The sequence below is a fragment of the Ruegeria sp. ABF4_144 genome (genome assembly GCF_056160045.1).
Map to the genome: position 1 here is coordinate 954095 of NZ_JBSWWK010000001.1, position 19677 is coordinate 973771.

26 protein-coding genes are annotated in these 19677 nt (G+C 58.4%); 12 read left to right on the forward strand and 14 right to left on the reverse strand.

The features are described from left to right. Positions 1–62: 62 nt before the first annotated feature. Positions 63–1208 (forward strand): iron-containing alcohol dehydrogenase, encoded by a 1146-nt coding sequence (locus tag ACXAGD_RS04925; RefSeq protein WP_475208844.1) that lies wholly within the window; start codon positions 63–65, stop codon positions 1206–1208. A gap of 58 nt (positions 1209–1266) precedes the next feature. Next, a complete protein-coding gene (locus tag ACXAGD_RS04930) occupies positions 1267–2037 on the forward strand; it encodes an alpha/beta hydrolase (protein ID WP_475208845.1) in 771 nt (256 codons plus the stop codon). A gap of 18 nt (positions 2038–2055) precedes the next feature. On the opposite strand, the gene ACXAGD_RS04935 is transcribed toward ACXAGD_RS04930, so the two are convergent. The 4 genes from ACXAGD_RS04935 to ACXAGD_RS04950 form a co-directional block, all read right to left on the reverse strand. Further along, a complete protein-coding gene (locus ACXAGD_RS04935; protein ID WP_475208846.1) occupies positions 2056–2337 on the reverse strand; it encodes a hypothetical protein in 282 nt (93 codons plus the stop codon). Positions 2338–2599: 262 nt separating this feature from the next. Further along, positions 2600–3217, reverse strand: coding sequence for a Shedu immune nuclease family protein (locus ACXAGD_RS04940; protein WP_475212495.1), 618 nt, complete (start codon positions 3215–3217; stop codon positions 2600–2602). Between the two features lie 35 nt (positions 3218–3252). After that, positions 3253–5211 carry a DNA topoisomerase IV subunit B gene (gene parE, locus ACXAGD_RS04945; protein WP_475208847.1) on the reverse strand — a complete coding sequence of 653 codons (1959 nt, stop codon included), beginning with the start codon at positions 5209–5211 and terminating at the stop codon, positions 3253–3255. A 160-nt stretch (positions 5212–5371) separates the two neighbouring features. Further along, the gene (locus ACXAGD_RS04950; RefSeq protein WP_475208848.1) at positions 5372–6211 is read right to left on the reverse strand and encodes a class I SAM-dependent methyltransferase; all 840 of its coding nucleotides are present in this window, start codon (positions 6209–6211) and stop codon (positions 5372–5374) included. Positions 6212–6334: 123 nt separating this feature from the next. Here ACXAGD_RS04950 and ACXAGD_RS04955 point away from each other — a divergent pair, with 123 nt between their 5' ends. Next, a complete protein-coding gene (locus ACXAGD_RS04955; RefSeq protein ID WP_475208849.1) occupies positions 6335–6943 on the forward strand; it encodes a carboxymuconolactone decarboxylase family protein in 609 nt (202 codons plus the stop codon). 4 nt (positions 6944–6947) lie between these two features. Here ACXAGD_RS04955 and ACXAGD_RS04960 read toward each other — a convergent pair whose 3' ends face one another. Continuing rightward, entirely contained in the window at positions 6948–7868 is a 921-nt protein-coding gene (locus tag ACXAGD_RS04960) for an alpha/beta fold hydrolase (protein WP_475208850.1), read from the reverse strand. A gap of 78 nt (positions 7869–7946) precedes the next feature. Between ACXAGD_RS04960 and ppk2 the strand changes: the two genes are divergently transcribed. Both ppk2 and ACXAGD_RS04970 read left to right on the forward strand, forming a co-directional pair. Then, complete coding sequence (gene ppk2, locus ACXAGD_RS04965) at positions 7947–8870, forward strand: polyphosphate kinase 2 (protein ID WP_475208853.1); 924 nt, start codon at positions 7947–7949, stop codon at positions 8868–8870. A gap of 95 nt (positions 8871–8965) precedes the next feature. Next, entirely contained in the window at positions 8966–10330 is a 1365-nt protein-coding gene (locus ACXAGD_RS04970) for an MATE family efflux transporter (RefSeq protein ID WP_475208854.1), read from the forward strand. 8 nt (positions 10331–10338) lie between these two features. On the opposite strand, the gene ACXAGD_RS04975 is transcribed toward ACXAGD_RS04970, so the two are convergent. Beyond that, positions 10339–10740 (reverse strand): hypothetical protein, encoded by a 402-nt coding sequence (locus ACXAGD_RS04975; protein WP_475208855.1) that lies wholly within the window; start codon positions 10738–10740, stop codon positions 10339–10341. 14 nt (positions 10741–10754) lie between these two features. Beyond that, positions 10755–11957, reverse strand: a complete 1203-nt coding sequence (locus ACXAGD_RS04980) for a pyridoxal phosphate-dependent aminotransferase (RefSeq protein WP_475208856.1) — start codon at positions 11955–11957, stop codon at positions 10755–10757. 92 nt (positions 11958–12049) lie between these two features. Between ACXAGD_RS04980 and ACXAGD_RS04985 the strand changes: the two genes are divergently transcribed. The 3 genes from ACXAGD_RS04985 (at position 12050) to ACXAGD_RS04995 (ending at position 13271) form a co-directional block, all read left to right on the forward strand. Further along, positions 12050–12442 carry a helix-turn-helix domain-containing protein gene (locus ACXAGD_RS04985; protein ID WP_475208857.1) on the forward strand — a complete coding sequence of 131 codons (393 nt, stop codon included), beginning with the start codon at positions 12050–12052 and terminating at the stop codon, positions 12440–12442. Beyond that, positions 12439–12696, forward strand: coding sequence for a succinate dehydrogenase assembly factor 2 (locus ACXAGD_RS04990; RefSeq protein ID WP_475208858.1), 258 nt, complete (start codon positions 12439–12441; stop codon positions 12694–12696). The genes ACXAGD_RS04985 and ACXAGD_RS04990 overlap by 4 nt, the downstream gene beginning before the upstream one ends. A 77-nt stretch (positions 12697–12773) precedes the next feature. Further along, positions 12774–13271, forward strand: a complete 498-nt coding sequence (locus ACXAGD_RS04995) for a MarR family winged helix-turn-helix transcriptional regulator (protein ID WP_437436601.1) — start codon at positions 12774–12776, stop codon at positions 13269–13271. Here the strand turns inward: ACXAGD_RS04995 and ACXAGD_RS05000 are convergent, their stop codons facing one another. After that, positions 13272–14036: a DUF1194 domain-containing protein gene (locus ACXAGD_RS05000; protein WP_475208859.1), complete on the reverse strand. Its 765-nt coding sequence runs from the start codon at positions 14034–14036 to the stop codon at positions 13272–13274. Further along, positions 14003–14431, reverse strand: coding sequence for a VOC family protein (locus tag ACXAGD_RS05005; protein ID WP_475208860.1), 429 nt, complete (start codon positions 14429–14431; stop codon positions 14003–14005). The genes ACXAGD_RS05000 and ACXAGD_RS05005 overlap by 34 nt, the downstream gene beginning before the upstream one ends. Before the next feature lie 176 nt (positions 14432–14607). Between ACXAGD_RS05005 and thyX the strand changes: the two genes are divergently transcribed. Further along, positions 14608–15519 carry an FAD-dependent thymidylate synthase gene (gene thyX / locus ACXAGD_RS05010; protein WP_475208861.1) on the forward strand — a complete coding sequence of 304 codons (912 nt, stop codon included), beginning with the start codon at positions 14608–14610 and terminating at the stop codon, positions 15517–15519. Positions 15520–15614: 95 nt separating this feature from the next. Continuing rightward, positions 15615–15881, forward strand: coding sequence for a hypothetical protein (locus tag ACXAGD_RS05015; protein WP_475208862.1), 267 nt, complete (start codon positions 15615–15617; stop codon positions 15879–15881). 81 nt (positions 15882–15962) lie between these two features. On the opposite strand, the gene ACXAGD_RS05020 is transcribed toward ACXAGD_RS05015, so the two are convergent. Continuing rightward, entirely contained in the window at positions 15963–16169 is a 207-nt protein-coding gene (locus ACXAGD_RS05020) for a cold-shock protein (protein WP_008758035.1), read from the reverse strand. Positions 16170–16385: 216 nt separating this feature from the next. Between ACXAGD_RS05020 and ACXAGD_RS05025 the strand changes: the two genes are divergently transcribed. Continuing rightward, positions 16386–16703, forward strand: a complete 318-nt coding sequence (locus tag ACXAGD_RS05025) for an ArsC/Spx/MgsR family protein (protein WP_475208863.1) — start codon at positions 16386–16388, stop codon at positions 16701–16703. A gap of 41 nt (positions 16704–16744) precedes the next feature. Continuing rightward, positions 16745–17113 (forward strand): hypothetical protein, encoded by a 369-nt coding sequence (locus tag ACXAGD_RS05030; protein WP_475208864.1) that lies wholly within the window; start codon positions 16745–16747, stop codon positions 17111–17113. Between the two features lies 1 nt (position 17114). Here ACXAGD_RS05030 and ACXAGD_RS05035 read toward each other — a convergent pair whose 3' ends face one another. The 4 genes from ACXAGD_RS05035 to ACXAGD_RS05050 all read right to left on the reverse strand — a co-directional run bounded on the left by ACXAGD_RS05035 (position 17115) and on the right by ACXAGD_RS05050 (position 19612). Beyond that, entirely contained in the window at positions 17115–17642 is a 528-nt protein-coding gene (locus tag ACXAGD_RS05035; protein WP_475208865.1) for a DoxX family protein, read from the reverse strand. Further along, positions 17639–18400 carry an HvfC/BufC family peptide modification chaperone gene (locus ACXAGD_RS05040; RefSeq protein ID WP_475208866.1) on the reverse strand — a complete coding sequence of 254 codons (762 nt, stop codon included), beginning with the start codon at positions 18398–18400 and terminating at the stop codon, positions 17639–17641. Before ACXAGD_RS05040 ends, ACXAGD_RS05035 begins: the two co-directional genes overlap by 4 nt. Further along, positions 18397–19254 (reverse strand): MNIO family bufferin maturase, encoded by an 858-nt coding sequence (gene bufB / locus ACXAGD_RS05045; protein ID WP_475208867.1) that lies wholly within the window; start codon positions 19252–19254, stop codon positions 18397–18399. Before bufB ends, ACXAGD_RS05040 begins: the two co-directional genes overlap by 4 nt. A gap of 70 nt (positions 19255–19324) precedes the next feature. Continuing rightward, positions 19325–19612, reverse strand: coding sequence for a BufA1 family periplasmic bufferin-type metallophore (locus tag ACXAGD_RS05050; protein ID WP_170325388.1), 288 nt, complete (start codon positions 19610–19612; stop codon positions 19325–19327). Positions 19613–19677 lie beyond the last annotated feature (65 nt).

Below are 19677 nucleotides of genomic sequence, written 5' to 3' on the forward strand. Positions count from 1 at the left end.
CCGGCCTGCTCTGGACAGACCCCCTCGCCAGAGCAGGCCTCAAATTACAAAGGAAACCTGACATGTCACTTGTTGGAAACTGGTCGTATCCGACCGCGATCAAATTTGGGCCGGGGCGTATCAAGGAATTGCCCGAAGCCTGTGCGGCAGCCGGGATGAAGCGCCCCTTGTTGGTCACCGACAAAGGTCTGGCCGATCTGCCGATCACCACGGCGACGCTGGATATCATGGAGGCCGCCGGTCTGGGGCGCGGTTTGTTTAGTGATGTGGACCCGAACCCGAATGAAAAGAACCTAGACGCGGGTGTTGCGGCCTATAAGGCGGGCGGTCATGACGGGGTCATCGCGTTTGGTGGCGGTTCAGGGCTAGACCTGGGCAAGATGGTTGCTTTCATGGCCGGTCAGACACGCCCTGTGTGGGATTTCGAAGATATCGGCGACTGGTGGACCCGAGCGGACGCTGATGCCATCGCCCCGATCATCGCGGTGCCGACCACCGCCGGCACCGGCTCCGAGGTTGGGCGCGCCAGCGTCATCACCAATTCCGAGACCCATGCAAAGAAGATCATCTTCCACCCCAAAGTTCTGCCGACTGTGGTGATCTGCGACCCGGAACTGACCGTTGGGATGCCCAAATTCATCACCGCAGGCACCGGTCTGGATGCCTTCGCGCATTGTGTCGAGGCGTATTCCAGCCCGCACTATCATCCGATGAGCCAGGGGATCGCGCTGGAAGGGATGCGTCTGGTGGTGGAATATCTGCCGCGTGCCTATGCCGACGGGACTGACATCGAAGCCCGTGCACAGATGATGAGCGCAGCCGCGATGGGTGCGACGGCCTTCCAGAAAGGCCTTGGCGCCATCCACGCGATGAGCCATCCCGTGGGTGCGCATTTCAACACCCATCACGGCACCACCAACGCGGTCTGTATGCCTGCTGTGCTAGAGTTCAACGCCCCCGCAATTGCGGACCGCTTCCAACAAGCGGCCGCTTATCTGAACATCAACGGTGGCTTCGACGGCTTCCGCGCCTTTGTGCAGGAATTTAACGATGGCCTGGGTATCCCGCGTAAACTGTCCGATCTGGGCGTCACAGATGCGTCGATCCCCGAACTGGTCAAAGGCGCGATCATCGACCCGTCTTGCGGCGGTAACCCGATCGAACTGACCGAAGACAACCTGACCACGCTGTTCAGAGCCGCGCTGTAACAGGCTTGCCGAACCCATCCCTCACCTCTCATACTGATCGGAGGTGAGGGAGATTTTCATGACCAAAGAGATTGTTCTGATCCACGGGGCCTTTGCCGGACCGTGGTGTATGGAAGATTACGCGGGCTTCTTTCGCGACCGCGGCTGGACGGTGCACACCCCGGCGCTGCGCTATCACGGCGGAGACCCAAAGGCCGAGCCCGACCCCAACCTGACCGATACCAGTGTCATGGACTACGCCAATGACATCGCTGAATTCGTGCAGGGGTTGGACAGCAAGCCGGTGCTACTCGGCCATGCGATCGCGGGTGTGGTGGCGCAACAGGTAGCCTCGCGGGGGTTGGCCAGCGCCATAGTCTTGATTAACCCAAACGCCGCGTGGGGGACGTTGCCGGAAACCGACGACGAACGCGCCATTCCGCGCGCGCTGATGGAGGGCGGGGCGTTTTGGAAACAGCCCATGCGGGTCGAGTTCGACCTGATGGCCCCCTTTGCGCTGAACAAGATGCCCGAGACGCAGCAGCGCGCTGTCTTCGACCGCCTGGGTGCCGAAAGCGGGCGGGTGATGTTCGAGATGTTCTTCTGGATGTTCGACGATCACCACGCGATGAAGGTGGATATCGACAAGGTCGATTGCCCGGTGCTGATCGTCTCGGGCACCGAGGACCGGGCCGTGAACCCCCACACCTGCCGCGCGCTGGCCGATCTGTACAAAGACCGCGCGACGTTCATGCCCGTCCAAGACCACGCGCATTTCCTGTTCATGGAGCCCGGCTGGGAAAAGCCCGCCGCGCAGATCGCAGACTGGCTGGAGGATAAGATGGGCTAGATCGCCCACCCCAAGCGCTTAGTTATTGGTCGAAAACGTGCTTTGCGGTTTCCATTTCAGGGTGCCGTCGCCTTCACGGTGACAACGCAGCAGGCGTTCTTGCACGGTGCTGACCGAAGTGGTGACGGTGTTGTCGCCCACCAGCAGGACAAAGGCGTCCTCGGAATAGGCCATGCCCTTGTAATAGCAGAATTTGGTCTCGGCACCGTCTGGAATGGGTGATGCAAAGCTGAGCGTTTGCTGCGCGGTCGCCTGACTTGCCAGCAAGGCAAAAGCCAGCCCAAGGGTGAGTGTTTTCATGTCGTCCTCCCGTTCGGAAATCTGTTGATCTTATTCGGTTTTGATACGTCGGAACCTCGAAAGGCGTTCTTTAATGGCGGTTTGAAGGTAAGTGTGAACGAGATCAACGGGTTAGGCAACGGAAATGTTCACTAGCCGCTTGCGGAAAGTTTCCGCGATATTCACCCAATGCTTGATGCGAAGCATCAAGCACGCGCCCGACCCGCCCCCATGGGTGGGCGCGGCGGCTGTTAATTGTTGCATAATAAGATAGAAGAAAATGTCAGCGATCTTTTAGAACGCGAACTCCTTCAGGAAACGGAGAGTAGTTTTCCCAAAACTCAGCCCTCTTTCTCGCCCATTCAATAATACGGTCATAGGTGAGAATTTTAATGTTCTCGTTCGAGAGCACGTCTGACCTTAGTTGATTGAAGCGCTCGGTGACGTCCGAGCGACGGCCAACAACAATGTAACCGGTCAGCAGACGCGACATATCATGAAGGCCCAGACCGCCGCGGAGCCTAGATTTTTTGGCAAGCTCTTGGTTTTCAAGCAGCCATCTCTTCCAATCGCGTACTTGCCCGATGGCCGTCCTAACGGTTTTTGCGAAATCCCCGTCCTTTGTAACTAGCTTTACCTTTGGTCGCTCAATTTCGATAAGCATCCAAATCGTTTCTCCAGAGCACCTTTCTGGGGCCACGAAATCAGTGACATACTGACCCGCGAGACTGAACTGAGGAATTATGAAGTGACAGTGCGGAAACTGTTCAGAGAGAAGCCATGGGTTCTCTTCTAAAAAACTTTGAACGACTCGTTCATCCGGGCAAGTATCTACTAGCGCTTTGAATTCCTCGCAAGCCTTAGTGGCGAGGCAGGTCGAGAGACGCAGTGTTTCTCCCAGAAGTTATCATCATAGTCATCGCGCATGCGCGTTCCTCAAACATCCAACTCCTCCACGAACCGCGCGTTCTCCTGAATGTATTGGAACCGCAGTTCGGGTTTTTTGCCCATCAGGCGCTCGACCAGATCGCCGGTCTCGCCGGGTTCGTCCTCGTCGATGGTGACCCGGATCAATTTCCGGGATTTCGGGTCCATCGTGGTCTCTTTCAGGTCTTTGGCGTCCATCTCGCCCAGACCTTTGAAGCGGGACACGTCAATCTTACCCTTACCGCCCAGCCCTTTTTCCAGCCATTCGTCGCGCTCGGCCTCATCCAGACAATAGACGCGTTTGGCACCTTGGGTCAGGCGATAGAGGGGCGGGCAGGCGAGGTACAGGTGACCCGCGTCGATCATCGGGCGCATCTGGGTAAAGAAGAACGTCATCAGCAACGAGGCGATATGCGCCCCGTCCACATCCGCGTCGGTCATTATGATGATCTTGTCATAGCGCAGATCGTCGACGTTGAACTTGGTGCCAAGCCCCACACCCAGCGCTTGGGTCAGGTCGTTGATCTCGGCGTTCGTGCCAAGTTTCGAACTGGCCGCGCCCAGCACGTTCAGGATCTTGCCGCGCAGGGGCAACAGGGCTTGTGTCTTGCGGTCACGGCCCATTTTTGCGGAACCGCCCGCCGAGTCGCCCTCAACGATGAATAATTCGGTGCCGTCGCGTGTTGAACTAGAGCAGTCCACCAACTTGCCGGGGAGACGAAGTTTCTTAGTGGCGGACTTGCGTTGTGTTTCCTTCTCGGCCCGACGGCGCAGGCGTTCTTCGGCCCTCAGTATGAGGAAGTCGAGGATCGCGCCGGCGGATTTCGTGTCCGCGGCCAGCCAGTTGTCGAAATGGTCGCGGACCGAGTTTTCGACCAGCCGTTGCGCCTCGACCGTGGCAAGGCGGTCTTTGGTCTGGCCGACGAATTCCGGCTCGCTGATAAAGCACGACACCAAGGCGCAGCCGCCGGTCATCAGGTCATCACGAGTGATCTGCGCGGCCTTTTTGTTATTGATCAGTTCCCCATAGGCTTTGATCCCCTTGAGGACCGCGGACCAGAACCCGGCCACGTGGGTGCCGCCTTCGGGGGTGGGGACGGTGTTACAGTAGGACTGGATGAAACCGTCGCGCGAGGGCGTCCAGTTGATCGCCCATTCGACCTTGCCCGGTGTTCCGAATTTCTCGTTGAAGTCCACGGTTCCGGCGAAAGGCTGCTCGGCATATGTCGAGGAGCCGTTCATCGTCTCTTTCAGATAGTCCGACAGGCCGCCGGGGAAGTGGAAGGTCGCCTCGGTCGGGGTCTCACCATCGTCGATATGGGACTTCCAGCGGATTTCGACGCCCGAGAACAGGTAGGCCTTGGAGCGGATCGACTTGAACAGTCGCGCCGGTTTGAAGCGGTGATGGCCGAAGATTTCCTCATCCGCGTGAAAGGTGACCATGGTGCCACGTCGGTTGGGGGCGGCGCCGACTTTCTCGACCGGACCCAAAGGAACACCGCGCGAGAACCGCTGTTCGAACAGCGTCTTGTCGCGCGCCACTTGCACCACCATCGAATCCGACAGAGCGTTGACCACAGACGCACCCACGCCGTGCAAACCACCCGAGGTCTGATAGGCCTTGCCCGAGAACTTACCGCCCGCGTGTAGGGTACATAGGATAACCTCAAGCGCGGACTTGTCCGGGAATTTTGGGTGCGGGTCGATCGGGATACCGCGCCCGTTATCGCGTACAGTCAGGGCGTAATCAGCGTGCAGCTCAACCTCGATCCGGTTGGCGTGACCGGCGACCGCTTCGTCCATCGAGTTGTCGAGGATCTCGGCGACCATATGGTGCAGCGCGCGCTCGTCGGTGCCGCCGATATACATACCGGGGCGTTTTCGGACCGGTTCCAGCCCTTCAAGCACCTCAATCGAGGAGGCGTCATAGGTGGTGGTCGCGCTGGGCGTCAACAGATCGTCGGGCATCGGTGCTGCTCTTGTTTTTGGGTTGGGTTCCATTATGGCAGGTGATGTGGTCCGGGGGAAGAGGGGCGCGAGGTGTTGTGGGCAATTGGCTGTGTGCAGCGTGCAAAATGCTCCGCCCCACGTTTGCGGTCACAAGGGCAAAGCTGTGCTCAGCGCGGGGTTATTGTGGTTTTTCAGCTGTCAGGCGCACGCCGCCGATACGTCGTTGCTGCACGTCGCCGACGAATTTTGCGTACATCTTCAGAAACTCATCCCCCTTGGAGGGGTTGCCTGCGCGCTCAGCCTCGGCATCCAGAGTTTGGTACATACTCAATCGCCGCGCCAGAATATCGCCCCAGGGCCCGGTGATATCGTCGGCCGAGACGATCTCGAATCCGGCTTTTCGCAGGTCAGTTTCGTATTCAGGTATACTCAGCAGGGACTGGCAGGCAAAGCGTTGACGGTATTGTTCCATTTCATCTTCTGGCAAGGGTGTGTGCATCACCCAGTCGGTAAAGGCAAAGCGGCCTCCGGGGCGTAGAACGCGAAACACCTCGTGCAGGGCTTTAGGTTTGTCGGGGATGTGCAGGAAGGATTCCTGGCTGACGGCGGCATCGAACTGTGCATCGTCAAAGGGCAGATCCATCGCGCTGGCCAACACGGGATGAATCTGGCCCTGCAGTCCGACCAGCGCGTTCAGCTCTTTTGCGCCATCGACGCGGTTGGGGCTGATATCGATGCCGGTCACCTGAACGCCGCGCTCGGAAGCGTACCAGCGCGCGGGGCCGCACAACCCGGCGCAGACATCCAGAACACTGTCTCCGGCGTTCATGCGAACCTTGTCAGCAAGCCGGGCGTTCGCCTCGAGCCCGTCATAGTGATCCTGATCGTAGGGGTAGAGTTCTTTCGGTGTTATACCTTCAAGCGAGCCATGAAGGTTCTTCAGCTTTGTCAGGATATGTGGCGCAGAAATCGGGTGATTGGCATACCAGTCCGCGACCGTTTTTTCCGCCATTTCCATCGGATACTCCCCCCTTGCCTTTGTCCAGCTTAGCCTGACATGGTTGGCCAATCCAGTTTCGTCTTGTCGATGACAAGGTCGAGGCCGGGGCAGCGACGGCACGATGGAAAGAAGGAAAACCGCATGAGCTGGATCAAGATTGTTCCATTCGACCAGGCCAGCGGCAAGCTGCGCAAGCTATACGAACGGGTCACCGGGCCGGACAACAACGTCGACAACATCATGATGGTGCATTCCCTTCGGCCGCATTCGATGGAAGGCCATATGGCACTTTATAAGAAGGTTCTGCACCATTCGGCCAATAAGGTGCCAAAGTGGTTTCTTGAGGTGCTGGGTGTCTGGGTGAGTTCGCTGAACCAGTGCAGCTATTGCGTTGAGCATCATTTCAGCGGTCTGCAGCGATTGCTGAATGATCCGGACCTAGGCAATGCCATCCGCGCTGCGATCGAGGCAGAAACGCTGAGCGATGCTCCGTTGGACGGGGCGCAAATCGCGGCGATGACCTATGCGCGTAAGCTGACCGAGGCACCGGCGGAAATGGTCAAGGCGGATGTGCAGGCCCTGCGGGATGCTGGCTGGGACGACGGTGAAATCCTCGAGATCAATCAGGTCTGCGCTTACTTTGCTTATGCGAACCGGACGGTTCTAGGGCTGGGGTGCTCGACCGATGGTGACATTCTGGGCCTTTCCCCAAACAACTCGGACGACCCCGAGGATTGGGGGCATACCTAAGCGGTCAAACCTCGATCCAGTTCAAAATGGCATTGGCGACGGCCTCCGGCCGCTGGTGATGCAGCCAGTGGTCGGTGCCAGGGATTTCCATGCGGGTTAGATCGGGAGCGAACTGTTCCAGCCCCGCAGTGGATTCAGGCAACAGAGCTTTGTCATCCGGCCCCCACAACAGCAGGTGCGGGCAGCGGACCATCAGGCGGTCCAGCGGTAACTCGGGCAGATCGGTGCATGGTTCTCCGGGTTTGGCGACGACCAGAGGTGAGGCGCGGTACCAATTCAGCATCGCCTCAAGCCGCCCAGGGCGTGCCCACTCGGTGCGATAGTCTTCCATGCGCTCCTCTGACAGCCAATCGACGCCCATGCCAAAGCGAAAGAACTGTTCGAGCTTAGCAAAATTGTCTGTTGAAAACTGCGCGGCCGCATCCGGACCGCGAAGGGCGTTGATGTATTGTGATGCCTCGGACTGCGCGCCGCCAGAGGCCATGGCGCGCTGAAACGGCACCGGGTGGACGCCGTTTGCGATGATCAGACGGCTGACCAGATCGGGGCGGAACATTGCCAGCCCGTATGCCACCGACGCACCCCAGTCGTGACCAAGAACGCAGATCGGACCTCCAACCTGTTCGATCAGCGCGGCCATGTCCGAGACAAGCTGAGACACCGTGAAATTCCCCACGCCTTCGGGGCACCAGCTTTGCCCATAGCCGCGCTGGTCCGGCGCAATGCAATGAAAATGGCTTGCCAAATGCGGGGCCAGATCGCTCCAGGCACCGCCATATTCAGGAAAACCATGCAACATCAGAAGGGGCGGCAGGTCAGGGTTGCCCCAGCATCGCAGAAAGAAAGATTGACCATTCAGGTTGATGACGTCCGTTTCCAAATTCGTCCTCCTGCCAAACCTTGAATTGATGGGTTTTTCGCTCATCAATTTGACACCAATCAAAGCGCAAAGCAGCCTCTTCTGCTAGCCGTCTTCCCGGATAGTGAGAAAAGGAAAAACTGAATGGAAGCCGCGGCAAAAATTGAAGAAAAGCAATCCCCCGTAAAAATCGTTCCGACCCCGAAACCCGAGCCGTCCCAACCCAGCCCGGAAAGAATACGGCAGGCGTTTGAGAGTGGTAAATACCCCTATGGCCGCAAGATGGCGCGTAAGACCTATGAGATGCAAAAGGCCGAGTTGCAGGCCGAGTTGTTAAAGGTACAGCTATGGGCCCAGGAAACCGGTCAGCGTTTTGTGCTGCTGTTTGAAGGTCGTGATGCGGCAGGTAAAGGCGGTACGATCAAACGGTTCATGGAGCACCTGAACCCACGTCAGGCCCGCGTTGTCGCCCTGAACAAGCCGACTTGGGAAGAAAAGGGCCAGTGGTACTACCAACGCTATATTCAGGAACTGCCGACGGTTGGCGAAATGGTGTTCTACGACCGGTCCTGGTACAACCGCGCGGGCGTTGAGCGGGTCATGGGTTTCTGCTCGCCGAACGAGTACCTCGAATTCATGCGCCAGACACCGGACCTTGAGCGGATGTTGGTACGCTCGGGCATTCAGCTTTACAAATACTGGTTCTCGGTCACTCAGACCGAACAGCAGCGCCGGTTCAAAAGCCGCGAAACCGACCCGCTGAAGCAGTGGAAACTGTCGCCAATCGACAAGGCGAGCCTTGATAAATGGGACGACTATACCGAGGCGAAAGAGGCGATGTTCTTTTACACCGACACCGCCGATGCGCCGTGGACCATCATCAAGTCCAACGACAAAAAACGCGCCCGCCTGAACACGATGCGCCACTTCCTGTCGACGCTGGACTATCCGGACAAGGATCACGATATCGTAGGGACGCCTGATCCTCTGATTGTGGGGCAGGCGCATCACGTGATCCATCGATCCGAGCATATTCTGGGCAATACGCTGCATCCGGAAACCTCGTGACAGGCTAAGCCAAAGGCCGCGTACATATAGTCTCAACTTGAAATTTCTATGATCGCCTCTTGTCCCGGCCTCTGGCCGGGCATAAGGCTGATGGAATGAACAAGGTGATGACATATCGCGGCCATTTCCAGGCCATCGCTGTGCTAGGCCTGCCGTTGATCGGCGGGCATCTGGCGCAGTTTGCCATTGGCCTGACTGACACCATCATGCTGGGCTGGTACGGGGTCGAGGCGCTGGCCGCTGTGACGCTGGCCAGCAGCTATTACTTTGTGCTGTTCCTGTTCGGCGCCGGGTTTGGCTGGGCTGTGATGCCCATGGTGGCGACTGCCGCTGCCGAAGAAGATGAGACCAGCATCCGCCGCTCGACCCGCATGGGGCTGTGGCTGTCGTTGATCTATGCAACGCTGATGATGCCGCTTTTGTGGTGGTCTCAACCCATCCTGATCGCCTTGAAACAAGACCCACAAGTCGCTGAAACCGCGTCAGAATACCTTCGTGTGGCCGGGTGGGGGCTGTTCCCGGCCCTATTGGTGATGGTGTTGAAATCCTATCTGGCCGCGCTGGAGCGGACGCAGATCGTGCTGTGGATCACCGTCACTGCCGCGGTGGTGAACGCCCTGACAAATTATGCGCTGATCTTTGGCAACTGGGGTGCGCCCGAGTTGGGGGTCATGGGGGCGGCCATCGCCTCGGTCGTGACTCAGATTGTTTCGCTGGTCTTTGTCGTCATCTACGCGGTGCGCGTGCTGCCGGAACACAGCCTGTTCCAACGCTTCTGGCGCCCGGATTGGGAGTTCTTTTTCAGCGTCCTGCGCCTTGGCGTGCCCATAGGTTTGACCACTCTGGCCGAGGTCAGCCTGTTTGCCATGTCGGCCATCATGATGGGCTGGCTGGGTCAGGTGCCGCTGGCGGCACACGGGATCGCACTGAACCTGGCTTCGGCCACCTTCATGGTGCATCTGGGCTTGTCCAATGCGGCGACGATCCGGGCAGGGAATGCTTTGGGGCGCAAAGACCGCGCGCACCTTGAAAAGGGTGCTATCGCGGTAACGGGTATGTCGTTGGTCATGTCGGTGCTGACGGTCATCCTGTTCCTGACGTGCGCCGAGCCGCTGATTTCACTGTTCATGGAATCCGACGATCCGCAACGCCCGCAAATCCTTGCGATCGGTACCGGGCTGCTGGCCATGGCCGCTTTGTTCCAACTGGTGGACGGAGCGCAAGTGATTGCGCTGGGTCTGCTGCGTGGATTGCAGGACGCCAAGATACCGATGGTGATGGCCGGGCTCAGCTATTGGGTCGTTGGGATACCGGCGTCGTACTATTTTGGCTTCGTGCAGGGCATGGACGGTATCGGCATCTGGCTTGGCCTCGTTCTGGGCCTTGCGTGCGCCGCCGTTCTTCTGATGGCGCGGTTCTGGATGCGCTCTGTCCGTGAGGTTGGTGTACCGGCCGAATAATCACCCGGTCAGCCCTTGGTCAGTCGATCCGCCTTTTTGCGCACCAGAACAGTGCGTAAGTCGTGCATCGCCATAAGCAACCGGTCAGTGACATCCTCTAGCTGCTCATCCGTCGCCTTGGACTGCGCCCATTGCGTTGTCAGGTTCATGTAGTCGACCGCGCGATGAATGTCGTCGATATCGCGCTGCGCGAGCAGGGCTTTGCGCTCGGCCATCCAGCGCGCGATTTCGGCCTGATCGGCTTCGGTCAGGGTGCGTTGGCCTTGCGGTTTCACCTCACCATTGCGGATGTTGATGACCGCGATCTGATCCATCTCGATCCGCCGCTGGCGGTTTTCAGTATCGATCCTGAAAACCACCGCGCCATTCTCGCGGATACGGAAATAGTATTCGGGCAGCTCTGCAGTCATCGGTTGCCTCTTGCTCAGGTCAGGGACGCGCAGAAGCGCTGGATGCGGGTGCAGGCCTCGGTCAGAGCCTCGTCCGAGGTTGCGTAGCTGACACGGAAGTTCGGCGACAGACCAAAGGCTGCGCCGAAGACAACGGCCACATCGGCCTCTTCCAGCAGGGCGGTGGCGAAGGCCTCATCCGTATCGATCAGAATACCGGCCGGGGTGGTCTTGCCGATCAGTCCCGCGATCGAGGGATAGACGTAAAACGCGCCTTCGGGCGTGGGGCAGGTGATGCCGTCGATTTCGTTCAGCATCCGCACGACCAGATCGCGGCGACGTTTGAAGGTCTCGTTGTTGGGGGTCAGAAACGCCTGAGTGCCGTTCAACGCCTCAACCGCGGCCCATTGACTGACCGAGCAGGGGTTCGAGGTGGACTGCGATTGGATCTTGCGCATCGCGGCGATGATCTCGACCGGGCCAGCCGCATAGCCGATGCGCCAACCGGTCATGGCATAGGCTTTAGAGACACCGTTGCAGGTCAGCGTGCGGTCATACAGGCCCGGTTCGACCTCGGCTGGGGTGCAGAACTCAAACCCGTCATAGTTGAGGTGTTCGTACATGTCGTCAGACATGATCCACACATTCGGATGCCGCATCAAAACATCCGTCAGCGCCTTCAGCTCGTCACGGCTGTACCCCGCTCCGGTCGGGTTGGACGGAGAGTTGAAGATGAACCATTTGGTCTTGGGCGTGATCGCGGCTTCAAGCTGTTCGGCGGTTAATTTGAAGCTGTTCTCCAGCGCCGTCTCGACCACGACCGGAGTTCCTCCCGCCAGCAACACCATATCGGGATAGCTCACCCAATAGGGCGCGGGGATGATGACCTCATCGCCATCATTCATCGTCGCCATCAGTGCATTGTACAGCGTCTGCTTGCCACCGGTTCCGACCGAGATCTGCGCGGGCGTGTAGTCCAACCCGTGATCGCGCTTCATCTTGGCGCAGGCTGCTTGCTTTAGCTCAGGGATGCCGTCAGGCGCAGTGTATTTGGTCTTGCCCGCAGCAATGGCCGCCACCGCTGCGTCCTTGATGTTCTGGGGGGTATCGAAATCCGGTTCCCCCGCGCTCAGGCCGATCACGTCACGACCAGCGGCTTTCAGCTCGGCCGCTTTTGCTGTCATCGCAATGGTCGGAGAGGGTTTTACGCGTGACAGTGTCGCAGACAGGAAACTCATGGTCGACCTCGGTTTGTATGTTCAACCTGACTGTCATAGGGTGCGTCCGAATTACGATCAAGCCGTATGAAAATTTGAGTTAGGAGACCCCGATGAGCGACGAAAACGACTGGTATGGAGCAGACGCAGCAACATTCGGGGACAGGCTGGCAGGCGCACGTGAGGCAGCGGGTATGTCCCAAACCCAGTTGGCGCGGCGTCTGGGGGTCAAAAAGGCGACAATTGCAGCCTGGGAAAATGATCTGTCTGAACCGCGTGCCAATCGCTTGTCGATGATGGCGGGCATGATCAACGTTTCGATCATGTGGCTGTTGACCGGTGAGGGCGAAGGCATGGACGCGCCTGTAGAAGAAGGCTCAGCCGATCTGGAACTGGCGGATGCGGTGGCAGAGCTGCGCTCGATCCGGGGCGAGATGCGTGCCAGTGCGGAACGCGCCGCACGTCTGGAAAAGAAACTGAGGTTGATGCTGGAGCGGACACAGTGACCGAGACACGCGAGGTTCGGATCAAACGTATGCAGATGCGGTCCATGCGGCGTGGCATCAAAGAGATGGATTTGATCCTGTCTGCTTATGCCGCGCGCAATCTTGACCAGATGGATACTGCCGGTTTGGATTTGTACGACGCTATGCTGCATGAAAACGATCAGGACCTGTATCAATGGGTCACGGGCCAGGTGCAACCGCCCGGTGTTTTTGCCGACCTCATCGCGGATATCGCGCAGACCTTTCAAAAATAAAGAAAATCCGGCTTAACCGATTTTTCGGGATTTCGATTCATCCTGCCTGAAACAGCGCGACTGAATCGGAGGATCGGATGAGTATGGAAATGCAGGTCTCCGCGCCGGAAACCAAAGGGTTTATGACCAGCTATCTCGAGGCGCTCGCTTTAGTCGAGCGGCTGCATCGTTTGCTTCTGGACGTCATCAAGGATGAGTTCGAGCGCGTCGGCGTGCTAGAAATCAACGCCGTTCAGGCCCTGTTGCTGTTCAATATCGGCGACCATGAGGTGACAGCGGGCGAACTGAAAAGCCGCGGTTACTATCAGGGCAGCAATGTCAGCTACAACCTCAAGAAGCTGGTCGAAATGGGCTACATGCACCACCAACGATGCGAGATCGACAGACGCTCAGTCCGTGTGCGTTTGACCCCGCGCGGGCGTGAGATACGCGATATCGTTTCGACGCTTTTCCTTCGACATGCCGAGGGATTGCAGACCCGCGGCGTACTTGGGCTTGAGGGGATCGACGACATCACCACTTCTCTGCGTCGGGTCGAGCGGTATTGGACCGACCAGATTCGGTACATCTATTAGTCAGGGACGGCGGGGCAGGGCCGATCTGTGCATCCAATTGGCGTCGTCCTGCAGCGCGCCGATTTGCAGCCCCGTCAGTTCCCGTTCCAGTTTGCGCCGCATCGCGCGTTCGAAATCCTCGAACCCCTGCGCGATTTCCAGAAAGGCGCCGGGCCCGTGCAGGACGTTGTTTTCGAAAAAGGGGATCAGGTACAGTTCGCCTTCGAAATCGGCGGCATTGATTACCAGCCCGTTGACGACAGTGTCCTTAAAGGGAAAGTGCCGATAGGCCGAGTCCGGGCCGTAGCCGTCATTGTTTGACCCGTCACCCGACAGATCAATAGTCTGGAACAAACAGGGTGGGGCTTGCTGCATCAGTGTGGCCCCAAAGGCCAGCGCATATCCCATTGCCGTGGCCGAGCCACTGTCGGACCGAACCGATTGCTGTACGGTCGCGGCTGCTGCCAGCAGGTCGACCTGCGTATCGATCATCGTCCAGTCCAGTATGATGCGTTGGTTAGAGCGACCGCTCCACTCATAGACGGCAAGCGCCACCGGCATGGGTGAGGAAAAGAACGCCTCGGTCACTTCGGGCGCAACCAGTGCTGCGGCCAGGCCCTGCCGTTGCAGCGCGTCTTCGGTCGCATCTACCGAGGTTGAAATATCCATGGCCAAAGCCAGGGCCAGACGGCAGGTTTCGGCCCGAAGCGGGCTGGCCAGTCCGGCCAACCCTAGTGCTGTCAGCCAGCGGATCACCAGTGGCCGGTGCTTTCCATGCTGGCCCATGGCTCAGCAGGTTCCAGCGCGTCGCCATTCTGCAGCAACTCGACCGAGATATTGTCGGGTGAGCGCACAAACGCCATGCGCCCATCGCGCGGTGGGCGGTTAATCACGACGCCATTGTCCTGCAGGTGCTGGCAGACCTCGTAGATGTTGTCGACACCGTAAGCCAGATGCCCGAAATGGCGGCTGTCGCTGGGCAGGTTTTCATCTCCGTCCCAGTTATGGGTCAGCTCGATCGGCCGATCCTCTTGCCCCGGGGGTGCCATGAAGATCAGTGAGAACCGTCCGGGTTCGCTGTCGTAGCGGCGTGTTTCCTTCAGTCCCAGCAGCTCATAAAATGCCATCGACTTCTCCAGATCCTTCACTCGGACCATGGTGTGAAGATATCTCAGCCCCATGTGTGGCTTCCTTTCTGTTCAGGTAATGCGCAGCAGCTTAGCGCGCCGGTTAAGCAAGTCGAGGGGCAGCAGGGACACAATTTGGAATTTGCGGAATTGAGCGCACATATCGCGGTTCCGGTCCGACAGTTGCCGAGATATAGTGGTGGGCGACTCATTGCTGGAAAGGAAATTTCATGCCGCTGTCCTCTGATCAACTGGCCGAGATCGAAGCGCAAAGAGCGCAATCGCATCAAACACGCCGCGTTGTGGCTGCAGGTATGGAACAGCATCTGTATACCGCGCATCAGGTGCTGGATCATGGTTTTGTACGTGTGATCGACTACATGGGCGATGACGCGGCGATCTGTCAGGCAGCGCGGGTCTCTTACGGCAAAGGCACCAAATCTGTGCAGAACGATGAGGGGCTGATCCGCTATCTGATGCGCCACTGGCATTCGACCCCGTTCGAGATGTGCGAGATTAAATTGCACGTCAAACTGCCCGTGTTCGTGGCCCGGCAATGGATTCGTCATCGGACAGCGAATGTGAACGAATACTCTGCGCGCTATTCGATACTGGACCGCGAGTTCTACATTCCCGCACCCGATCACGTAGCCGCGCAGTCCGAGGTCAACAACCAGGGCCGCGGCGACGCGTTGCAAGGGGAAGAGGCTGCGCGTGTGCTTGAGATGCTCAAGGCCGACAGCGCGCGCTGCTACGACAACTACGAGGCGATGATCAGCCAGGACGGCCAGCAGGGTCTGGCCCGTGAACTGGCGCGAATGAACCTGCCGGCGAACATTTACACGCAGTGGTACTGGAAGGTTGATCTGCACAACCTGTTCCACTTCCTGCGCCTTCGCGCTGATCCGCACGCTCAATACGAAATCCGCGTATATGCCGACACCATGTGCAAGATCGTCGCCGATTGGGTGCCTTTCGCCTACAAAGCGTTCGAGGATTACCGTCTGGGTGCGGTCAACCTCTCGGCGCAGATGGTCGATAGCCTGCGCAGAATGCTGGCGGGTGAGGCGGTTACACAGGAAAACTCGGGCATGACCGCGCGGGAATGGCGCGAGTTCGAGGCTGTCATCCGCGAAGGCTGATTTCGCATATCACTTGTCTATACAAGGCGTCATGAAGTTGTTACATTCACCTCATGACGCTTTGTGCTGCAATCCGAACAGCTTGCCTTTGCCTTGTGCTCGCACCTGCAGCGCAGGCTAAATCTCCGATTGCCGAAGTCATTTGCGAGCCGACCGCCCGGATGCACGAGAAGCTTGAACTGCAGTTCGGCTCGGAACGGGTGGCGACGGGTGTTCGCGGACCTGAACAGCTGATGGAAGTTTGGACCAGTAAATCCGGTGATTGGACGATGGTTGTCACCCATGCGACCGGGACGTCCTGTATCGTGGCGATGGGACAAGACTGGTACACTCATGCCAAGGTTGACCCGGCGCGAGGGTAAGGTTGTCTAACCTTTGGGGGTTGGTCAACGGCCGGTAATTGGCCGTTGGCCTGTTTTGATAACCCGCAGACCGCGGTTTTCTTACAGTGGCTTCAAATCAGCTGCCATTTGGCGGCCGTCACGTCCGTCTTGCAGCTCGTACGAGACTTTCTGATTGTCAGCGAGCCCGGTCAGACCGGACCGTTCAACGGCCGAGATATGAACAAATACGTCCTTGCCGCCTTCATCGGGGGCAATAAACCCGTAGCCTTTCGTGGTATTAAACCATTTCACGGTGCCAGTTGGCATTTCCCGTGTCTCCTTCTACTTACACGTTGTCCCACATAATTGGTGGGGGCAGTGGTTGACGCCGCCGCAACACATCACTGCATCGCCCACACGATACAGCCCGAATTGCGTGTTTCGTCTTTTTCAACATTGCACGGTGAAGTAAAAAATCAAGAATTACCGAAACGATCAGGCAAAATTGCCGGAAATTGAACCAGATACAGGAGAACCCCGCAGATGCGCCTCTATGGCCTCAAGAACTGTGACACGTGCCGTAAGGCATTGAAATCAATGCCGGATGCTGAATTTTTTGACGTTCGAGCCGACGGTGTGCCAGATTCGGTGCTTGAGCGGGCTTTTGACACCTTCGGCGAGGCTTTGCTCAACACCCGTTCCACAACCTGGCGTGGATTGGACGATGCGGAACGCGCGCGGCCCGCACTGGAGCTGTTGGGGGATCACCCGACGCTGATGAAACGTCCCTTGATCGAGCATAACGGCACGCTGTTCCTGGGATGGACCGCGGAAACGAAACAAGGTCTTGGCGTCGCTTGACCGGGTAACTATGTGAATTGTCGCTAGTTAGAGGGTTTTGAATGCGCAACGCAGCTATGATTCTGGGTGTCATCGCCGGTCTGATCGGGATGATCGTGGGCTTTTTCGGATATGGCCGTATCGAACTGATCGAATATGTCGGAGAGATTGACGGCCTGCTGGAGCAGTCGGAAAACCCGGGGCTGATTCAGGCCATGTCGATCATGGCGCCCTTGCTGGCTATCGCCGGTGGCGCAATGGCTCATGCGCGGGCTCTGGTCGGAGGGGTGTTGTTGCTGATCTCAGCGACCGGGATGTATTATGCCTTTGGCTTTAATGTCTTCACCATGTTCCCGGTGACCTTTGCAGCAGTGGCAGGCCTCCTTGGGCTGGCCGCGGGTAAACCGGACGAGCCCAAGGCACATTTCTAGATCACTTGATGCGCAGGATACGATCCAGTGACAGGGGGCCAGCTCCGTTGATTACGATCACCAGCAGCAGGAAGGTCCACAGCGTCCGGTCATCCAGCAAGCTCACGGCGTTGGTGAAGTAGCTGCCCAGTTCGGTGCCATGCCCGTTGACGTCCACGATCGTCTGAACCCAGACAAACGCAACCATACCCAATGCGGCAAAGCGCGACAGCAGGCCGACGACGATCAGCGCGGGCAGCAGGAATTCAGCCCAGGTCCCTGCAACGGCAATGGCCCAATGAACGATACCCAGTTGCGAGCTGTCATAGCTGACCGCTTCCATCGCTTTGGGAAAGATCTGCACATAGGCCCCGTCTGAGGGGCGGAGGAACCCGAAGAAGCCGCTGCCCAGCTTTGTCATCGCCGAGTTCCAGTAATAAATCAGCAACGTCGCCGCAAAGACCACCCGAGCCAGGGTTGGTGTCAACCAGCCGGCGGTCATTTCCAACCGTCCCAGGGTGTTGTTGTGCAATGAGATCAGGGCAGTCATGTCGCCAGCCTTTCGATAGTCACAGAGGTTATTGCGCCGCCTTGTAAAAGCAGCGCCAGAGTGGCCCCAAGGTCAAAATCGGGGAATTTGGCCACAGTTTTTTCAAACGCGTCACCAATGGTTTGTCCGGCCTGCAGGCCCGCGAGCCAATGCGCGCCGCCTTCGGGCAGCAGGTGCGGGGCCGGGTCGTACTCAGGTCGGGTGATCAGAACGGCCTCGGGTCCGGGCGTGGGTTTGGGCGCATCTTCTTCAGTGTTAAAGCGCCAGACCGAAAAGATCGGCCAATCCGAATCCAGAACCTGCATCGACGGGGCAAACCCAAGCCGTGCCCGCATGATGTCTTCCGGCGGCACGGCCAGAGCCTCGGCCGGGGCGGGTATGCTATCGGCTGCGTGGTATGACCGGCGCAGCGCCAGCTCCAAACGTGCGACGTCGGGCAAGTAGCCCAGATGGGATAGCTGTTCCATTCCGCTCAGGAAATCCGGAAATGCTTCTCCGTAGAACATCATCAGTGGGGACGCGGGTGGATGTTTGCGCAGGAATATCCCTGACAAACCATCCATGTTCTGCGGCCCCAAAAGCTTGGTGATCACAGGAAAGGCCTGATGCATCGCCTCGGTCAGGGAGACGGCCACATTGTTGCGGTACACGCTGAACCGGCGTCCGGCGGGCTGCGCGTCGGCGTCCAGCAACCCCTCGGGGATAGCTGCAGACGGGTCCAGCAATGCTGTGTGGAAGGTTGTTTGCGATACGCTCATGCCGGGATGCGGTCCAATGCCGCCTGCGCGCGATCTGCCTCGGCCCGCAGAATAGGCCAATCGGGCACATCCGTGTCCCATTCGATCAGCACCGGTTTCGGGCCCGAGCGTTCCAGAACGTAATCCAGCAAAGCCCAGACCGGGTCGACCACCTCACGCCCGTGGCTGTCGATCAGCAGAGGGTGGCCGTGGTCGTCTTCGTCCTCATCATGACCGCCCAGGTGAATTTCGCCCACTTTGTCCAGCGGGTAGGCGTCGATATAGCCCTGCGGTGAGAAATCCAGATTGGTGGCCGAGACAAAGACGTTGTTCACGTCCAGCAACAGGCCGCAGCCCGTGCGGCGGGCAATCTCGCGCAGGAAGTCCGGCTCGGACCATGTGCTTTCCTCGAACGCCAGATAGCTGGAGGGGTTTTCGAGCAGCATCTGCCGCCCGACGGTGTCCTGCACCTGATCGATGTGATCGCAGATGCGCGCCAGCGTGGTGTCGGTATAGGGCAGGGGCAGCAGGTCGTTCAGGAAATGGCTGTCATGGGTTGACCAGGCCAGATGCTCGGAAAAGCTGGCAGGGTTCAGCCAACCGACCAGATGTTTCAGACGGGCCAGATGATCCGCGTCCAGCGGGCCTTCGCCGCCGATCGACAGGCCGACGCCATGGACGGAAATCGGGAATTGTTCGGACAGGTGGCGCAGTTGTGCAATGGGACGACCACCATCGCCCATGTAATTCTCAGCGTGAATCTCAAGCCATGCGACCGGGTTGGCGTGGTCCAGAATCTGCGCAAAGTGCTGGGGTTTGTAGCCTACACCCGGCGCGGCCGGCAGATTGTTCGGTCTGGTCGTATGATCCAACATGTGCGTGCTCTCCGATCACGAAAAAGAGGCGGGCGATATGCCCGCCCCTTCGGTTCTTGAAAGCTTGGGCTTATGCCGGCAGGTCGCGGTCCAGCGGTTCCAGCGAGCCTTTGCGGTTGTCCGGCAGCTCAATATCGGCGCAGGTGCCTGCGTCAACCAGAGTCCAGGCGTTGCCCTGATAGTCGACGGTCGAGGTGCCCGCACAGGTGGTGCCGGGGCCAGCGGCGCAGTCGTTCTGACCGGCCAGCGATACGCCGTAGCATTTCTCTTTGGCTTGTGCTGTGGCAGTGGTTGCGGCGCCCGAAACGGCGGCTGCGACTGCGCTTGCGATAACCAGTGTTTTTGCGGTGTTCGACATCTCGGTAATCCCTTTTGATGACTGCGTATGTCTGCTTGTGACAATGACAAAGGTAGTGCTTGCAG

Excerpts from the sequence above, each read along its gene's own strand:
- ACXAGD_RS04925 (WP_475208844.1), top strand. The coding sequence starts at position 63 with ATGTCACTTGTTGGAAACTGGTCGTATCCGACCGCGATCAAATTTGGG.
- ACXAGD_RS04930 (WP_475208845.1), top strand. The coding sequence starts at position 1,267 with ATGACCAAAGAGATTGTTCTGATCCACGGGGCCTTTGCCGGACCGTGG.
- ACXAGD_RS04935 (WP_475208846.1), bottom strand. The coding sequence starts at position 2,337 with ATGAAAACACTCACCCTTGGGCTGGCTTTTGCCTTGCTGGCAAGTCAG.
- parE (WP_475208847.1), bottom strand. The coding sequence starts at position 5,211 with ATGCCCGACGATCTGTTGACGCCCAGCGCGACCACCACCTATGACGCC.
- ACXAGD_RS04950 (WP_475208848.1), bottom strand. The coding sequence starts at position 6,211 with ATGGAAATGGCGGAAAAAACGGTCGCGGACTGGTATGCCAATCACCCG.
- ACXAGD_RS04955 (WP_475208849.1), top strand. The coding sequence starts at position 6,335 with ATGAGCTGGATCAAGATTGTTCCATTCGACCAGGCCAGCGGCAAGCTG.
- ACXAGD_RS04960 (WP_475208850.1), bottom strand. The coding sequence starts at position 7,868 with ATGAGCGAAAAACCCATCAATTCAAGGTTTGGCAGGAGGACGAATTTG.
- ppk2 (WP_475208853.1), top strand. The coding sequence starts at position 7,947 with ATGGAAGCCGCGGCAAAAATTGAAGAAAAGCAATCCCCCGTAAAAATC.
- ACXAGD_RS04970 (WP_475208854.1), top strand. The coding sequence starts at position 8,966 with ATGAACAAGGTGATGACATATCGCGGCCATTTCCAGGCCATCGCTGTG.
- ACXAGD_RS04975 (WP_475208855.1), bottom strand. The coding sequence starts at position 10,740 with ATGACTGCAGAGCTGCCCGAATACTATTTCCGTATCCGCGAGAATGGC.
- ACXAGD_RS04980 (WP_475208856.1), bottom strand. The coding sequence starts at position 11,957 with ATGAGTTTCCTGTCTGCGACACTGTCACGCGTAAAACCCTCTCCGACC.
- ACXAGD_RS04985 (WP_475208857.1), top strand. The coding sequence starts at position 12,050 with ATGAGCGACGAAAACGACTGGTATGGAGCAGACGCAGCAACATTCGGG.
- ACXAGD_RS04995 (WP_437436601.1), top strand. The coding sequence starts at position 12,774 with ATGAGTATGGAAATGCAGGTCTCCGCGCCGGAAACCAAAGGGTTTATG.
- ACXAGD_RS05000 (WP_475208859.1), bottom strand. The coding sequence starts at position 14,036 with ATGGGCCAGCATGGAAAGCACCGGCCACTGGTGATCCGCTGGCTGACA.
- ACXAGD_RS05005 (WP_475208860.1), bottom strand. The coding sequence starts at position 14,431 with ATGGGGCTGAGATATCTTCACACCATGGTCCGAGTGAAGGATCTGGAG.
- thyX (WP_475208861.1), top strand. The coding sequence starts at position 14,608 with ATGCCGCTGTCCTCTGATCAACTGGCCGAGATCGAAGCGCAAAGAGCG.
- ACXAGD_RS05020 (WP_008758035.1), bottom strand. The coding sequence starts at position 16,169 with ATGCCAACTGGCACCGTGAAATGGTTTAATACCACGAAAGGCTACGGG.
- ACXAGD_RS05025 (WP_475208863.1), top strand. The coding sequence starts at position 16,386 with ATGCGCCTCTATGGCCTCAAGAACTGTGACACGTGCCGTAAGGCATTG.
- ACXAGD_RS05030 (WP_475208864.1), top strand. The coding sequence starts at position 16,745 with ATGCGCAACGCAGCTATGATTCTGGGTGTCATCGCCGGTCTGATCGGG.
- ACXAGD_RS05035 (WP_475208865.1), bottom strand. The coding sequence starts at position 17,642 with ATGACTGCCCTGATCTCATTGCACAACAACACCCTGGGACGGTTGGAA.
- ACXAGD_RS05040 (WP_475208866.1), bottom strand. The coding sequence starts at position 18,400 with ATGAGCGTATCGCAAACAACCTTCCACACAGCATTGCTGGACCCGTCT.
- bufB (WP_475208867.1), bottom strand. The coding sequence starts at position 19,254 with ATGTTGGATCATACGACCAGACCGAACAATCTGCCGGCCGCGCCGGGT.
- ACXAGD_RS05050 (WP_170325388.1), bottom strand. The coding sequence starts at position 19,612 with ATGTCGAACACCGCAAAAACACTGGTTATCGCAAGCGCAGTCGCAGCC.